Here is a 15,807-nt window from a genome sequence, read left to right as displayed (position 1 = left end):
ACCGTCGGCGGCTAGCGAACCTGCGCTACGTCGACTTCGGGAGACCTTACGAAGGTCTCCACGTAATCGATCGCTGCCTGCAACGCGTCCTTGAGCGGGGTGATGTCCCGTGCGACCTGAGCGAGGAGGCTGCCGCCCTGGAATGCGGAAAGCAGCAGATTGGCCAGCTGCGCCGGATCCGCGTCAGTGCTGATGCGGCCGAGTCGCTGCATGTGCTGGAGCCCGTCGCGGAAGATGTCCCGCCACTGATCGAACGCACTCGCGAGCTCATCGTGAACGTCGAGGTCGGTCTTGATGATCTCGCTCGCGAGGGAGCCGAGGCTGCAGCCTTCCTGGTAGGCGCGCTCGTAGCCGACGTAGAAATCCGCCCACTCCCGGAACGCGTCGAGATCGTTGAAGGAGGCGAATCGCTCACTGCGATGGAATGCGAGGACGCGATCGGCCTGCCATGCGATGACTGCCAGGACGAGACTCTCCTTGGTCGGGAAGTAGTGGTTGAGCTGTGACCCGCTGACGCCGGCTGCGCGACGGAGCTGCTCGTTGTTCGTCGCGTGGACACCCTTCGTGTAGATGAGTTCCGCGGCATGCTCCAGGATCCGGGTACGCGTCGCCTGGCCCTTGTCCGTGAGCTTGCGAGGCACCCGAGCTCGTGTCGTGGCTTCCATACGTCGCACGATACCGCAAGGTGGGCTTGACAGCCCAGTCTTGAGCGGTGTTAGCTCTGAGAAGTGGGCCGCACGGCCCAAAAAATGCTCGGTCTGACCTGGCTCGGGGACTACTCGCACGCCTACCGGAGGTTGATTTGCTATGGCACGACTGAACGCTCCCTCTTCCGACGATGTCCCCGCGGGAGCGCAAGGCATCCTCGACAACATCGGCACACAGCTCGGCTTCGTCCCGAACATGTTCAAGACCATCGCGTCGAACCCGACCGTTCTCGACGCCGTCGTGACGCTGCAGAGCACCATGAGTCGCGTTCTGGACGCGAAGACGCGGCACACCATCGCGCTCGCGGTCTCGGAGGCCAACGGCTGCGCTTACTGCCTGGCGATTCACACGTACGTGTCGTCCGAACTCAGCGGAATGTCGAGCGACGACATCGACCTGGCTCGCGCCGGGAGCTCGGTGGACCCCAAGCGCGCCGCGGCCGCTCGCTTCGCTCAACGGGTGGTCGAGAGCCGCGGGCGAGTCAGCGACGCAGACCTCGCGGCTGTGCGCGGCGCCGGTTACACCGACCCGCAGATCTTGGCGATCGTCACGGTCGCAGTGCAGGCCCTGCTGACCAATTTTCTCAACAACGTCAACCAGACCGACATCGACATCCCCTCCGCCGACTCGGTCGGTACGCCCGGTTGAGGGCCGAAACCCCAGACTGAAGTTGTGGCGGCCGGCCTGTACCTACCGTCGGCCGGCCGGAGCGAGTGAAGGGATAACCATGAAGGCAAGCGGAGTGTCCGGACCCGACGCGGACGTCGTCCTCCTGGAGGTGCCTGAGCCGCCGGCTCCTGGTGCTGGTCAGCTTGTGCTGGAGGTGGAGGCGGCCGGTGTCGGCCCGTGGGATCGGTTGCTGAACGGTGCGGGCTGGGATGTGGGGCTGCGTCCGCCGGCGGCGCTGGGTGTGGAGGGCGTGGGCCGGGTTGTGGCTGTGGGTCCTGATGTCGAGGGCTTTGCTGTCGGTGACCGGGTGCTTGCGCATGAGGCCCCGTTGCCCGGTGGCAGTGGCTTCTGGGCTGAGCGGGTGCTGATCACTGCGGCCAGTGCTGCGATTTGCCCGGCTGGGCTGGATCCGGTGCAGGCGGGGGCGCTGCCGGTTGCCGGGCTAACGGCGCACCAGTCGCTGGAGGCACTGGGGCTGAGCCGGGGCGAGCGGCTTCTGATCACCAATGGTGGTGGGGCGACCGGTGTGCTGGCGTTGCAGATTGCTGCTGCTCAGGGGATCGAGGTGACGGTGACGGCGTCCGCTTCGGCTGCCGAGCGCCTGCGTGGTCTGGGTGCGTCGGCCGTCGTCGACTACCACGACTCGGATTGGGCGGGTCGGGTCCGTGGTGGGTTCGATGGTGTGCTGATCGCTGCTGGTGGTACGGCGCGGGCCGCGCTGTCGCTGGTGCGGGACGGTGGGCGTCTGGTGTCGCTGACCTCGGACGCGCCGGCGGGGGAGCGTGGTATCACCAGTACGGATCTCTACGTCCGGCCTGATGCCGCTCAGCTTGCCCATCTGGCGGAGGCGGTCGTGGAGGGAAAGCTGAAGCAGAACGTGGAAGCGATCCCGTTGCGTGAGGGGCCGGCCGCTTTCGCCCGGGTGTCCGCCGGGCGGGCCGGTGGCAAGAAGCTCGTGCTGACCTGAGCACGTCCACGACGGGGTGCCGTCCCGTCCTGACACCGACTCATGGCACCGGCCGTACCCACCAGACGCGGGGCACATCAGGCGGTCGGGCCGGCTCACGGTGGCACCGTGGGCGCCGACCGCCGGTCGGGCTCCGGGCTCCGGGACACGGTCCCCGGAACGGCCGTCCGCGCGGATGTGATCACTGACCGGGGTGTCGGCGGACACGGGCGCCCAACGCGATCGGGGAGGGCGCGCAACAGCGCGGAGCGAGCGCCGGGGCTTCGGCGGACCAGGCCATCGGCCTGTTGTGGGCGCACTCGAAAAGGGCTGCGTCGTGACGGCCCAGGAGGGTGGGGCACGCAGAAGTGGCAGGAAAGGTTGAGGAGCGATGGGAATAATCACTGAGGACATGCGGCAGATCGTCACCAGCGCCAAGCTGGCGTTCGTTGCGACGGTCTGCGAGGACGGCTCTCCGAACCTCTCGCCGAAGGGGTCCGTCCGCGTCTACGACGACGATCACCTGGTATTCATGAACATGGCCTCGCCCAACACGGTGGAGAACCTGCGGCGCAATCCGCAGGTTGAGGTCAACGTGATCGACTTCCTGCTCCGGCGGGGGTACCGCTTCAAGGGAACGGCCGAGATCCGCGGGGAAGGCGACCCGGTGTTCGACTGGTCCCGCCAGTGGGTGCTGAACACCCACGGCGATCCCATCTACCCGTGCCACGAGGCCGTACTGATCAGGGTGGACCGGGCGCTGCGGGTGGACTCTCCCGCGTACACGTTCGGGCACGCGAACGAGGACGACCTGAAGCATGAGTGGGCCGCCAACTATGGTGTGGCATACCTTTGATGACACATCGGGACGTCTGTAACGCAGGGCCGACCGCAGACCGTGGTCTGCGGCCGGCCGGCCGGCGAGGTACGAGGGTCCGCTGAGGGGCTCGGCGGTGGACGCGGTCAGGGTGCAGCTCCGCAAGCTTTTGCGGGAGATGCCGACGATGCCGGCGACGGTGATTGGTGGAGCGGCTCGGCTGGCAGCGGGGGATGACGATTCTCAAGGAACGTGTTGTGCGTGAGCTCAGACCGGCGTGTTTGCCGGTGGACCCGGTGTCCCGGACGACGTATCGGCCGGGCGAGCCTGCTCAGTGTGACCTGTGGTTCTTCGAGGCGGACATCCCGCTCGGCCATGGGCAGACGGGCCGGCTGCCGGTCTGGGTGATGGTGTCCGGCTGCTCATGGTGATCGCCGGGAGGATGCTGCCCTCGCGGTGGACCGGGGACCCTCATCACGGCCCCGGTCGGGGAACGGCTGGCGATTGCCACCGCAGAGTACAACAATTGCACGTACTGCCTCTCCGCCCACACCTCCATAGGGGCGCGCGTCGCCAAGGTCGGCGCCGGGGGATTGGAACTTGCCCGCCACGCGGAGTCCGCCGACCCCGACGCCGCCGCACTGTCGGACCTGTCCCACGCGATTGCCCGCGGCCGCGGCCACATCGGTGAGACGCAGCTCATGGCTGCCCGGGCCGCGGGCGTCACCGACGCCGAGATCGCCGAGGTCGTGGGCAATCCGGCGTTGAACATCCTCACGAACTACTTCGATGTCCTCGTCGATACCGACACCGAATGGCCGGTCGTCACCCCGCACACCGACGCCTGACCGACGCGCCCTGGCCTGGTCGGGGAGCCCCCGCCCAGGCCCGACCGAGCAGGCCCGACGGGCGGCGTCAGCACCGCCTCGACCGTCGTCAGGCACTCCCAGGAATGCGAGGAAGAACATGAGCGAACCGCACGAAACCCCCACAGACGTGTCTTACGACGTGGTCGTGCTGGGCGCGGGCCCGACCGGTGCGAACGTCGCCGACCGCGCCCGTGCCGCCGGTCTCTCCGTAGCGGTCGTGGAACGGGAACTGGTCGGGGGTGAATGCTCGTACTGGGCGTGCGTGCCCAGCAAGGCGCTGCTGCGGCCGGTCCTCGCGGTCGCCGACGCACGCCGCGTGGACGGTGCCCGGCAGGCCGTCACCGGCCGGATCGACACCGATGGCGTCTTCGCCCGCCGCAACCGCTCTGTCTCCGACTGGGACGACTCCCGACAGGCCCTGTTCGTCAAGTCCATCGGAGCCGACCTCTTCCGTGGCCACGGCCGTCTCGACGGGCCCCGACGCGTCAGCGTCACCCGTGACGACGGCGCCCGGCAGATCCTCACGGCCCGGCACGCGGTGGCCATCGCCACCGGCAGCCGGCCGGCGTTGCCCGACATCCCGGGCATCGCCGAGGCCCGTCCCTGGACGAACCGGCACGGCACCGACTCCAGCACCGTGCCCGCCCGCCTCGCCATCATCGGCGGCGGCGGAGTCGCCATCGAGATGGCCACTCTCTGGCAGGGCCTCGGCGCCCAGGTCACCCTGCTCGCCCGGCGCCGATTGATCCCCCGCATGGAGCCCTTCGCCGGCGAACTGGTCGCCCAGGGACTGAGCGAGGCGGGCGCGGATGTGCGGATCGGCGTCCAGGTGACCGCCCTGCGCCGCCCGGACCCGCAGGGACCGGTCACCCTCACCCTCGACGACGGCGGCGAGTTGGAGGCCGACGAGGTCCTGGTCGCCACCGGCCGCACCCCGGCCACCGACGATATCGGCCTGGACACGGTCGGCCTCACCCCCGGCTCGTGGCTGGACGTGGACACCACCTGCCTGGTGCGGGGTGTCGACGGCCACTGGCTGTATGCCCTCGGCGACGTCAACCACCGAGCCCTGCTCACCCACCAGGGCAAGTACCAAGGCCGGACCGCAGGCGACGCCATCGGCGCCCGCGCCGCCGGCCGCCCTCTGGACGACACGCCCTGGGGGGACCACGCCACCACCGCCGACCAGCACGCCGTACCCCAGGTCTTCTTCAGCGACCCCGAGGCGGCCGCGGTGGGCCTGAGCGCCGAACAGGCCGAGCGCGCCGGGTACCGCATCAAGACCGTCGACCTCGACTTCAACGCCGCCCAGGGCGCCAACCTCTACGCCGACGGCTACCAGGGCCACGCCCGGCTGGTCGTCGACCTCGACCGGGAAGTCCTCCTCGGCGTGACCTTCGTCGGCCCCGGCGTCAGCGAGCTCCTGCACTCGGCCACCGTCGCGGTCGCCGGCGAGGTCCCGCTCAAACGGCTCAGGCACGCGATCGCCCCCTTCCCCACCGTCAGCGAGATCTGGCTCTTCCTCCTCGCCGCCTACCAGCACGATCAGGAGACGCCATAGACCACCGCCACCCGACACCCTCGCCTCCAGTCCGGGTGATGCACGCCCGTCTCGTCCATCTTCAAAGCGAGCCAGCACCCCCACATCCGTGTCTCACGAGACACGGCGAAGTCTGGAGAACGACGGCTGGAGACGTCAGACTCACGCCGCGACCCGACGGGTGTGGAGCCGGCACGGCACTGATTTGTCCCGCCCGTTCTCTAACGTCGCAGACGCTGCCGTCGGCCTGCCGGACGCCGTCCTCGACGGGCAGCTCGTCGCGGTCTTCATCGACGGCACTGGCGTGGCCTTCGAGCGGTTGCAGAGCCGAGCCGGCCGCCGTGGCCTACCGACGCGGCGCCGACTTCACCGTCCAGGTTGCCCTCCTCGACATCCTCGCTGTCGGTGACACCGACCGGCGGCCCCGCCCGTACACCGAGCGCCGCACCGAGCTGCTGCGTCTGGTCGAGGGCGGCCAGCCACCCTGCGCAGTGCCGACCTGCGAGGCCGCGGGCAGGCCCTTATGCGGGTCGGAGCACTCGCCGGGGTGGAGGGTCTGGTGGGGCCAGCGGACCGACGCACCGTATGCGGCCGGCCTTGCCTCGGGCTGGGTGGTGTGGCGCGACCGCCACACCACCCAGGCCGTGGTCATCGGCGCGACCGGAGCGGCGCCTGCAGCGCAGGCTCAGGTCCTGAGCCGGCCGAAGGGCGGCTGCATGCAGGCGGTCGACGTGAGTCTGCCCGTGCCCAGCGGATGCGCCTGGCCGTGGCGCCGCTCCTGCGCGCGGCTGGCAGGCAGATGCGGGAAGTGCGGGGAACGGTGGGCGGACTGCCGGGCGCGGACCCGGTGCGCTTCCTGCCGGTCAAGCCCCTGACCGTGCCGGCGCGGCGGTCACGCGGGAGGACGGAATCCCCAGTTTGTGCCACTGACGATCACCGATTACGCCTGGGCCGTGGTCTTCTGCTTGAGGCGTTCGTGGGGTGTCTGGCCGCCGAGGCCGCCGTGTGGGGCGATGGCAGTTGTAGTACCCCTCCCACTCGCGCAGCTTGTCGTTGAAGACTTCGGCATCGTCGATGATGACGCCGTCCAGAAGCCGGTAGAACTCCTCGGCGTCGATGCGGTGGGAGCGTGCGACTTTCCCGTTCAGCCGCCGTGTGCGGGGCTTGATGTAGGTGTGGCGATGCCCTGGTCGAGCACGTGCCAGTGGAAGGCGGACTGGAACTCGGCGCCGTTGTCGGTCTGGATGACCCCGACCTGAAACGGCAGGCGCTGCAGCACGTAGTCGAGGAACTGGATGGCGGTGGCCTGGTTCAGCGTCGGGTAGATCCGCAGGACGCGCAGGCGGGAGCAGTCGTCGCTCGCGGTGAACTGGAAGTACTTGTTGCCACCGCCGCGGCGGCCTTGGGGTAACGAGGCGAGCGGCTCGATGAACTTGACGTCGATCTGGACGCGGTGGCCGGGTAGTTGCTTCTCGTAGCGCCTCCATCGGCGGTCGTGGCGCTTGTAGCGCTGGGAGGCCGGCAGGCGGCCCATGTCCAGGCGGTTGAGGATCCGCCATACGCCGGACTTGCTGATGGTGACGTCGTGGTACCGCTTGAGGTACATGGCGATCTTCTCGGGGCCGAAGTGGTAGTTCTGCCGCAGCTGGATGATCTTCCCGGCCACCTCGACGTGCGTCGCGTTCGGGGACGTTTTCGGGGCCTTGGAGCGGGTCCGCAGGCCCTCAGTGCCCTCGGCCTGGTAGCGGCGGTACCAGGTGTAGTACGCCTGCCGGCTGATCCCGAAGTACCGGCAGGACATCACGACGTTCCTGGTGACCTCTTCGACGTGACGGATGACGGCCAGGCGCCGCTTGGCCTCACGGTCAAGCCGCGAGGTGGCAGGGATGGACTTCGGCATGTGGATCTCCGTAGTGATCGGAGACCCAGGTGTCAACGATGATCGTCAGTTTTAGAAAGTCGCCGACTTGGACGACGGCCTGGCTCGGCACGCGTACGCGGTTGCGCAGACCGTATGGGAAACACTGGGGGAGTGGCGCACCCGGCCGCCCGAGTCCAACGAAGCGGCCCTGAGTCAACTGCTCGCCTGGTGCAGCGCCGCATTGATCTTGCGGGGTCAGGTGCCCGCCGTCAGCGGCGACGCGGGCTGCCAACGTCGGGCGGTGATGCGTCAGTACTTGATGAGCACGGTCGCGAGAGGGGATAGCGCGGAGTTGACCTCGGCTGCGTCGAACGCTGCGGGGTCGCACTGGTCGGCAGAGTCGAGGCCCAGCCATTCCAGGCGGTCTTTGTGTTCTTCGTGGCGGGAGTCGGCGAGGATCTCGATGAGGTAGTCGTATCCCCAGATGCCGCCGCTATCCTCGGGCGGGCAGGCTCGGCGGCCGGTGAGGCATCGAGGGTCGCGGCCTCCGGGGCGGTGACGTCCTCGATGAGGATGTCGTGTTCCCAGTCGTCGCCGAAGTCGTAGGTGTAGTGGAGCCGGTCGCCGGTGTGGGGTGCCACCTGGCCGAGCCGCGTGGAAGCGGCGCTGCCGATTCCCAGGTCGCGGTCAGCGACGCTATATCGGTCCCGGCCGCTTTCGAAGGCCCATATGTGGTAGTCCTCCCAGCCGAAGGCGGCCTGGATGACGTCGTGCAGCTCTCGCAAGGTGATGCCGGACGGCACCTCCAGACGGCGCCAGACCGGAGGCCGGGACTCCCGCAAGGTGATCTTGATTTTGTGCACGGTCTTGACCGGCGCCGTCCGCGGGGCCCTTGCGCTCCTGCTGTTCGCCATGGCGGCCATCCTGCCACCCGTATTCGACCTGCTCCGGTGGAACGTCTCCCGCCGACCACAGCAATGATCAACGCGATACATGGATTCGAAGGGGTGGGTCGCGTGCCGGCGGCAAGTCGAGGCCCGACCGTTCCGCTGGACCTACGACGGAACCCCGCTCAAAGCCGCATGACCCTCGCAAGATCAATACGCTGCTGCACTAGCTAGCCGCCAGCGGACTCACGCCGTGATCCCCACCGGATCGGCGAAGAGCCGGCTTTTTTTGTCTGGCGCCGCGTCGGTCAGTCGGCAGACGGCAGAAAGCTGAAAGTGTCGGGGTCGACCGGGCGGCTGTGTCTGGGAAGGCCCGCGACGACGAGCAGGTACGACTCGGTCACGAGGCTGTCCACCAACGCCTGCCCGATATCCGCACCAGGTTTGCCGGTGATCAGTGCTTCTTGTTCATGTGGTAGCCGCGAGAGATGCTCGTGTGCGACGCGCGGAGCGCTCCGCATCTGAGGGATCGGCCTTGAGGATCACGACCGGCTCCCCGGGCATCGATGTCTGCAGCATGAACACCTTGCCACCGACTTTCCACACCTCCCAGTCGCCGGTGCACTGGTGCGTGTGCTCTGAACCCGGGAGCTCTGCCGCGCGCGGCCGCGCGGTTTTGAACTGTCCTGCCTGCGTGCATCTTGGCCTCCTCGAGGTCAGTGGAGGTCGACTGCCCGGCGTCCGTCGAGGAGAGGTGCGGGCGCCGGGCGGTCGAGTCCCCCGGAGCCGAGCGGGCGCGCCGATGGCGCGCCCGCTCGGTTCGTCACATGTGGGTGAAGATCTTCTCGGCGTCGAAACGCGAGACCGGCTGGCGGGAGACGCGCGTCTCGTCCGGGTACCCGAGCGCCATGATCAGCGTGGTGGTGTAGTCGGTGTCGGTGAGGCCGAACGCTTCGTCGATCGCTGCGCGGTCGAATCCTTCGAACGGGGTGGCGTCGACTCCGAGAGAAGCGGCGGCCATCATGGTCGCGCCGACCACCAGGTAGGTGTTCTTCTCCAGCCAGTGAAGCACGTCGCCGCCATAGTTCTCCGTCTGGATCTTCACGAAGTGGGACGCTCCGGCCTCCCATCCCTTCTGGATCTCAGGGTCCGCGAAGCGGCCGTCCGCGCGTTCCTTGGCGAAGATCTCCTGCAAGTGCTCGTCGGGAATCGTCTTGCGGGTCGTGAACACGATCGCGTGCGATGCGTTGCGGACCTTCTCCTGGTTGTCCTCGAAGCGGCCGACGAGAGCGTCCGCGAGCTTGTCCTTGCCGGCCTGTGTCTCCAGCACATGGAAGTGGTTCGGCTGGATGTTGATCGTCGTCGGCGAGGTGCGCAGGTAGCGCAGCAGGAGCTGGAAGGTCTCCTCCGGGATCTTCTTGTTCGGGTCGAAGTAGCGGGTGAGGTGCTTGGTGATCAGATTGTTGAGATCCATGTCTGGCTTTCGTTTCGTGTTCGGGCAGATCGGGTCAGGAGATGGTTTTTGGGCGTTGGGCTTATGTCAGTGCGTGGTGAACGTCGTTTTCATCTGGTTGGCCGTCGTGCCGGTCGACTCGGTTGCGAGGTGGCTGGTTACGCGCCCGCACCGGGGATGTCGACGACGGTGTCGTTGACGTTGTTGAGGTAGTTCGTGAGCAGCGTGACGACGACGACGGTGACGATCGCCTGGATCTCGGGGTCCGTGTATCCGGCCTCGCGAACGGCGGCGATGTCCTCGTCGTCCACCTGACCGCGGGTCTCGATCACCTGCTGGGAGAAGCGGGCGACGGCGGCATGCTTGGGATCGGTGGAGCCGCCGGTGCGGGCCAGCTCGATCTCCTCGGTGGACATGCCTGCGAGGTTCGCGGAGATGTATCCGTGCAGCGCCGAGCAGTAGTCGCAGTTGTTGGAGCGGGACGTGGCCAGCGCGATCGTGTGGCGGGTCTTGGCGTCGAGGAGCTTAGCGATGCTGCCCTGCAGGCCCATCACGATCTCGAGGACCCTCGGGTTGGCGGCGAGCGTGGTGAACATGCCCGGAGCGAAGCCGAACTGCTTGGCGATGGTGTCGAGCGTGCCCTGCGTCTTGGCGTCGATGTCGGTGAGCTCGGGCGTGCTGAGACGAGACATGGTGGCGGTCCTCGGGTCGGTATCATTCTGGGCTGTTTGGCCCACTCACAGTGAACGCGACGAAGAATGGGCTGTCAAGCCCAATTCAGCTCGTGTTGGGCTGCTGAGCCCAATCTGCGGGATAGGGTGGTGACACGCAGATGAACGATGGATCGCGTGATCTTCGCGGGCGCACGGGCAAGGGGCTGGCGACGCGAGGTCGCATCCTCGAGCACGCCGCGGACTTGATCTACCTTTGATCTTGGCCAGTGCTCCGGCGTTTACGCCGGGGGTGAAGGCCATCTCAGACCTGCTCTGACCCGCACCAGGGGCACGGGTCCGCACTGTTCACCTCAGCCCACGGGGCGCTTCTGATTCTCGATGTACTGCTTCACGACGGTCAGGGGCGCCCCTGCGCAGCTGCCGGCGCAGTAGGACGAAAACCAAGTGCACATGAAGGCTGTAGATGACGTGACGACCCGCGCGTACATCGGGATGTGGAGTCCAGCGTGGGTATCTATGATGATCGCCATGCGGCTTCGGTACTCGTTCCGCGTGTACCCGAGCGCCGGTCAACGGCAGTCGCTGGCCAGGGCGTTCGGGTGTGCTCGGGTGGTCTTCAACGACGCGTTGCGCGTCCGCGAGGACGCCCGCGTGGCCGGGCTGCCGTTCGTCACTTCCGGTGAGCTTTCCAAGCGGCTCACGGCCGCGAAGAAGACGCCCGAACGGGCGTGGCTGGCCGAAGTGTCGTCGGTGATCCTCCAGCAGTCCCTTCGGGACCTGGACACCGCCTACCGGAACTTCTTCGGCTCCCTCAAGGGCAAGCGTCCCAGGATGGGGCCGCCCCGTTTCAAGTCGAAGCGGGACACCCGGCAGGCGATCCGCTTCACCGCGAACGCCGGGTGGAAGATCACACCCGGCAAAAAGCTGCGTCTGCCCAAGGTCGGCGATCTGACGGTGAAGTGGTCGCGTACCCTGCCGTCCACCCCGTCCACGGTGACCGTGATCAAGGACAGCGCGGGCAGGTACTTCGCCTCGTTCGTCATCGAGACCGGCCCCGAAGAAGTCCTGATGCCGGCAATACCCGAGGTCGGCATCGACCTTGGCCTGGGGCACTTCGTCGTCCTCTCCGACGGCCGGGAGATCGACAGTCCCCGCTTCCTGCGCCGGGCCGAGAAACGGCTCAAGAAGGCCCAGCGCGCCCTGTCCCGCAAGGAGAAGGGCAGCGCCAACCGGAACAAGGCCAGGGTTCGCCTCGCACGGGCGCATGCCCGCGTCGCGGACGCACGGCGGGAGTTCCACCACCAGCTCTCCACCACGCTGATCCGCGAAAACCAAGCCATCGCGGTGGAAGACCTGGCGGTCAAGGGACTCGCCCGCACACGCCTGGCCAAGTCCGTGCACGACGCCGGATGGTCGCAGTTCGTGACCATGCTGGAGTACAAGGCCAGCCGGTACGGGCGCACGTTCGTGCGCATCGGACGCTTCGAGCCCACCTCTCAGGTCTGCTCGGCCTGCGGCGTCAAGGACGGCCCCAAACCCCTGCCGTCCGCGAGTGGACCTGCGGGACCTGTGGGACCGTTCTGGACCGAGACATCAACGCGGCGGTCACCGTCGCGAACGCGGCCGGACTGGCCGTGTCAGCCCGTGGAGCGCAGGTAAGGCCGGGACCCCTACCGGCACAGCGCGATGAAGCAGGAACCCGCCCGGAGCCGCACCCGACAACGGCGCGGCAGACGGGAATCGCCCTCCTTTAGGTGGGCGAGGATGTCAATCACCGAGTCACGTCCTCCCACCAGCCAGCCTCCCAGCCCAGGAGGAGCTGCCCAGCTGCTCGTCCAGCTCTGTGTACATGCCGACCACGTAGTGGCCTTGGGGGTTGCACAGGAGCTCATGGCGGCCGGCCGCAGCGTCATGGCGGGACTGAAAGCCCGGCTCCCACCAAACAAGACCCAACTCGGAGACGTGCAAGGCAATGAGACCTATCCGCCGCCTCATGCAGCCGATGTGGGACGTCCCGGCACCACCGACCCCATCCGGAGCCGAAGGCCACGTCAGGAGCAGCGCAAAAGGATCATGAACCCGTAGTCCATGTGGAGCTGCTTGCTGGTGGCAGTGGAACAGCGACAGTCCTGGCTGGTCGGCGGTGAAGTCGAGGTCGAGGCTTTGGTAGCCGCCTAGCATGACGACGTCCTTGTGCAGGCCATGGGTGGCGGTGCTGGCGAAGTTGGTGACCGCGAAGGTGTGGCGGTACAAGTGGAGGGGGTGGATGTCATCGGAGGCGTTGCGCAGCCGGAGCCGATATCGCTTGCCGCGCTCGACGTCCAGCACCGGCTTGTTGGTGTCCGGGGAGATGGGGACGCCGTTGAGGGGCCAGATATTGAAACCCTTCTCGGCGGCGTTGCGCTTCTCCACCAGCAGGTCGATCGTGTGGTCGGGTCGCTGATTCGTGGAGCCGATGTCGGCGAAGGTGCGGTAGTCCCAGGTGAATGAGGGTGGCGCGATCCATTGCGGAGTGCCACTGCGTCCGGCGTACTCCACGACGGTGCCCATACCGGCGTTGCGGTCGTCGTCCGAGGTGTCTCCGAGCACCCAGACACCTGGGTGGTTCATCTCCACGACCGCCGAGACGCGTTCGGCGGTGCCGGTCCACAGGACGGGCACACTGGCTTGGCGGGGTACGGGGTTGCCGTCGAGGGCGACGACTGTGAAGGTGTGGCCGGGCAGGGCGAGGCTGCGCATCTCGGTGGCGCTGGCGTTGAGGACGTGGAACAGCACGCGTTGCCCGGTCGTGACCGTGATCGGCTGACTGTGGCCGAGTTTGCGGCCGTTGACGCTGAAGGCGCGGTAGCCGACCTCGTAGCCGCGCGGCATGCCCCGGGCCAGCGAGTCGGCTGTGGCCTTCTCGCCCATGTGCTTCAGGTCCGGCACCGGCGAGCCGGCCAGAAAGGTCTGCGGGATGTCCCCGCCGTGGCTGAGGGAGGGTTCGAACTCCTTCAAGGTCAGGAACATCCTGGTCGTAAGCTCCGGGGTTGGCGTTCGGCTCGATGTAGACCGGGCCCGCCTGATCGGAGTACGTGCCGCGGGTCAGGTCACCGTGTGCGGTCACATGGGTGTGGTAGTAGCGGAAACCGGCTGGTCCGGGAGTGAACGACAGGCGCCGCATGCCGTGTGCGGGATGTACGGGGTGCCCTCCTCGGCGGCCCCGTCCACGTCGGCGGGTACTCGCTGGCCGTGCCAGTGCAGCAGCTCGGGAGTACTGGTGTCGTTGTGGACGTCGACCGCGACGGGGCGGCCTTCGGCGAACCGCAGCAGCGGACCGGGGAACTGGCCGTTGTACGTCGTGGTGGAGACGACCGTGCCCGGGGCGAGTTCGATGGTCCCGGTCGCGATCCGCACCGTGTAGTCCGCCTTTCCCGAGGGGACAACCGCGCTCATCCTCGCCTGCGAGTCGCAGCCTCCAACCCCACCGGCACCCGCTCCGGCCACCACAAACGCGCCACCCAGCCTGAGGGCGTCGCGACGAGAGATGGGCACGGATCTGTTCCCTTCTCCGCTTCCCGACCCGGCTGATTCAGACGGGCAGGTGTGTGGCTGCGCATGTCGCCCGGTGCGGACGGTCAGAGGTGCCCTGACACGAAGTCGGCTACCCGGGTGCCGAGTTGCTGGCCCGCGCGGTTGTCGATCGAGGTGTGCTGGCCGGACCAGGTCCGGCTGAGCCACGCTTCGGTGGCGGCGTCCTGGAAGCCGGCAAAGGTTCTGCTGACGCCTTTCGATGTCACCGTGAGGCGATGCCGCGCGCCGTAGAACCCAGTGAGCGTCGTGGCCGCCGCCTGGCTGAGGGCGGCGTGGGCGCTGGGATAGGACGGATCCGGGGCGGTCGTCAGCAGGGGGGACCAGTGGGGGTCCCCGACGATGCGAGGGTTGTAGTGCGTACCGCCGAGACGAATCGCCGTCACGGGCCGCCATACGCGGTAGGCGTACTTGGCGTCGTACATCGCGATCGTGGTGTCGGCGAGGGACAGGTCGAGCCGGGCGAAGACTTTCACCGCCTTTTCCAGGCTCGCGTTCTGGGCGGTGACAAGGCCCTGCGCGATCTGGTTCCAGACGTTCCAGACGGGTGCCGCCGCCCAGAACTTCGCGGCCGCGGTTTGATCGGGGGTGCGGGTGGTACTGGACTTGCTCCCCACGCTCTTGACCTCGTTCAAGGCGGTGGCGTACACGGCGCTGCTCACGGGCGGCGGTGCTGACGGGCGGAACTGACGTCCGCTCGTCAGTACGAACGGCTTGACCGAGCCCCAGTCGGTGAACACCGGTGCCGGGAAGTCGGGAGGGGTGGGCCGGTAGTTACCGGCCTTGTCGCCGGCGCGGAACCGCGACGGCTCCGCCGAGGACCCGTCGTTCGACCGAAGACTGATCAGTCGGCGGGCGACTTCGGCTCCGACCGTCGTGCCCGCCTGCTTGTCCGGGCCGGCCGGAATGGCGGACAGTTGGCTGCTCAGCCGCTGGTCCACGTGTGCGCGCTTGGCCGGGTACAGGGCGACCAGCACATCGTGGGCCGCCTGGTCGGCTGCGGCATCCGCACGGGCGCCTCGCGGCGCCGCCACCGAGAACAGGTAGGCGGGGCCGGACCGGGTGATCGATACGACCGCGTCGTACTCGGCAGCCTGGAGGAGCGCGAAGCTGCGCGTGGGCTGGACGGTGGCCGGCTGCGCCTTCGGATCGCCGAGGATGGTGATGAGTTCGCGGTTCCATTCCACGACCGACGTCCCTGATCCCGTGGCCGCGGTAGGCAGGGCCGGTGAGTGAGCGGCGCCGGCCCCGAAGGCGGGGCTGGTGAGTCCGGTTGCCAGCGCGGTTCCGGCAAGTATGGCGAGTGTCTTCTGCTTTCCACCCATGCTCTGCGGCTCCTTGTCGCTGGTGGCGGGCTGTGGCGGCCGTGGTCGTACACGTGACCCATTCGGGCCGGGGCGGACCACCAGGTCAGCGCACACCACCGGTCTAGCGGTGGTCCGCAGCGCGTGCCACAAAGAAGCGCTCCGGACGTTCACTTCGGAGTGGGACGGGGATGGCGAAGCCGGTTCGCGCCCGACTGATGCCTGGCCTGGGCCGGCCGTTGAAGAATCACGACTGGACTCACCGGGATACCGGTTCATGAGGCGGTACGCGTCATCCACACCAGCGTCTCGGAGGGCTGACCGGGCGCGCATCGTCCCGCAACCCGATCACCTCTTCATGTCATCAAGGTCGCTTGCCAGATCCAGCCTGCCGGTACCCGATCCACGCCGCAACTCCGGCATCACGCTACGCAGTCAAGGCGGCCTGCTTCGGCCCGGACTTCACGACGCCGCCGTCGGCCGGGGTACCCCCTGTCCGCCCAGGCTAC

At 67.8% G+C, this 15,807-nt stretch carries 13 protein-coding genes and 3 pseudogenes; 8 read left to right on the top strand and 8 right to left on the bottom strand.

The annotated features are described in order from the left end of the window. Positions 1-11: 11 nt before the first annotated feature. The gene (locus ACQPXS_RS01550; protein ID WP_433446174.1) at positions 12-665 is read right to left on the bottom strand and encodes a TetR/AcrR family transcriptional regulator; all 654 of its coding nucleotides are present in this window, start codon (positions 663-665) and stop codon (positions 12-14) included. A gap of 142 nt (positions 666-807) precedes the next feature. On the opposite strand from ACQPXS_RS01550, the gene ACQPXS_RS01545 reads away from it, so the two are divergent. The 7 genes and pseudogenes from ACQPXS_RS01545 (at position 808) to ACQPXS_RS01515 (ending at position 5,570) form a co-directional block, all read left to right on the top strand. Continuing rightward, positions 808-1,356, top strand: a complete 549-nt coding sequence (locus ACQPXS_RS01545) for a carboxymuconolactone decarboxylase family protein (RefSeq protein ID WP_433446172.1) — start codon at positions 808-810, stop codon at positions 1,354-1,356. Between the two features lie 79 nt (positions 1,357-1,435). Then, positions 1,436-2,344 carry an NADP-dependent oxidoreductase gene (locus ACQPXS_RS01540; RefSeq protein WP_433446170.1) on the top strand — a complete coding sequence of 303 codons (909 nt, stop codon included), beginning with the start codon at positions 1,436-1,438 and terminating at the stop codon, positions 2,342-2,344. A 370-nt stretch (positions 2,345-2,714) separates the two neighbouring features. Beyond that, positions 2,715-3,179 (top strand): pyridoxamine 5'-phosphate oxidase family protein, encoded by a 465-nt coding sequence (locus ACQPXS_RS01535; protein WP_433446168.1) that lies wholly within the window; start codon positions 2,715-2,717, stop codon positions 3,177-3,179. A 218-nt stretch (positions 3,180-3,397) separates the two neighbouring features. Beyond that, positions 3,398-3,571 (top strand): hypothetical protein, encoded by a 174-nt coding sequence (locus tag ACQPXS_RS01530; RefSeq protein WP_390684859.1) that lies wholly within the window; start codon positions 3,398-3,400, stop codon positions 3,569-3,571. Between the two features lie 42 nt (positions 3,572-3,613). Next, positions 3,614-3,697, top strand: a pseudogene (locus ACQPXS_RS01525) (carboxymuconolactone decarboxylase family protein); the annotation flags it as partial. A gap of 36 nt (positions 3,698-3,733) precedes the next feature. Then, positions 3,734-3,988, top strand: a complete 255-nt coding sequence (locus ACQPXS_RS01520; RefSeq protein WP_433446166.1) for a hypothetical protein — start codon at positions 3,734-3,736, stop codon at positions 3,986-3,988. Between the two features lie 118 nt (positions 3,989-4,106). After that, positions 4,107-5,570 (top strand): dihydrolipoyl dehydrogenase family protein, encoded by a 1,464-nt coding sequence (locus ACQPXS_RS01515; RefSeq protein WP_433446164.1) that lies wholly within the window; start codon positions 4,107-4,109, stop codon positions 5,568-5,570. A 919-nt stretch (positions 5,571-6,489) separates the two neighbouring features. Here ACQPXS_RS01515 and ACQPXS_RS01510 read toward each other — a convergent pair. The 4 genes and pseudogenes from ACQPXS_RS01510 to ACQPXS_RS01495 all read right to left on the bottom strand — a co-directional run bounded on the left by ACQPXS_RS01510 (position 6,490) and on the right by ACQPXS_RS01495 (position 10,442). After that, positions 6,490-7,449: pseudogene (locus tag ACQPXS_RS01510) on the bottom strand (IS481 family transposase). A gap of 230 nt (positions 7,450-7,679) precedes the next feature. Continuing rightward, the gene (locus ACQPXS_RS01505; protein ID WP_433446162.1) at positions 7,680-8,324 is read right to left on the bottom strand and encodes a plasmid pRiA4b ORF-3 family protein; all 645 of its coding nucleotides are present in this window, start codon (positions 8,322-8,324) and stop codon (positions 7,680-7,682) included. 796 nt (positions 8,325-9,120) lie between these two features. Beyond that, positions 9,121-9,771 (bottom strand): nitroreductase family protein, encoded by a 651-nt coding sequence (locus tag ACQPXS_RS01500; RefSeq protein ID WP_433446160.1) that lies wholly within the window; start codon positions 9,769-9,771, stop codon positions 9,121-9,123. Between the two features lie 137 nt (positions 9,772-9,908). Next, entirely contained in the window at positions 9,909-10,442 is a 534-nt protein-coding gene (locus ACQPXS_RS01495) for a carboxymuconolactone decarboxylase family protein (RefSeq protein ID WP_433446158.1), read from the bottom strand. A 510-nt stretch (positions 10,443-10,952) separates the two neighbouring features. On the opposite strand from ACQPXS_RS01495, the pseudogene ACQPXS_RS01490 reads away from it, so the two are divergent. Beyond that, a pseudogene (locus ACQPXS_RS01490) lies at positions 10,953-12,178 on the top strand (RNA-guided endonuclease InsQ/TnpB family protein). Positions 12,179-12,203: 25 nt separating this feature from the next. Here ACQPXS_RS01490 and ACQPXS_RS01485 read toward each other — a convergent pair. The 3 genes from ACQPXS_RS01485 to ACQPXS_RS01475 all read right to left on the bottom strand — a co-directional run bounded on the left by ACQPXS_RS01485 (position 12,204) and on the right by ACQPXS_RS01475 (position 15,319). Beyond that, a complete protein-coding gene (locus tag ACQPXS_RS01485; RefSeq protein ID WP_433446156.1) occupies positions 12,204-13,433 on the bottom strand; it encodes a multicopper oxidase domain-containing protein in 1,230 nt (409 codons plus the stop codon). A 93-nt stretch (positions 13,434-13,526) separates the two neighbouring features. Next, positions 13,527-13,859, bottom strand: coding sequence for a multicopper oxidase domain-containing protein (locus ACQPXS_RS01480; protein ID WP_433446154.1), 333 nt, complete (start codon positions 13,857-13,859; stop codon positions 13,527-13,529). A 182-nt stretch (positions 13,860-14,041) separates the two neighbouring features. Continuing rightward, entirely contained in the window at positions 14,042-15,319 is a 1,278-nt protein-coding gene (locus ACQPXS_RS01475; protein WP_433446152.1) for a vanadium-dependent haloperoxidase, read from the bottom strand. Positions 15,320-15,807: the final 488 nt, after the last annotated feature.

Origin of the sequence: Streptomyces sp. CA-142005 (assembly GCF_050942335.1) — a bacterium.
Lineage (GTDB): Bacteria > Actinomycetota > Actinomycetes > Streptomycetales > Streptomycetaceae > Streptomyces.
Note: the sequence above shows the minus strand (reverse complement) of the source record. Positions and strands in the feature narration are given on the sequence as shown.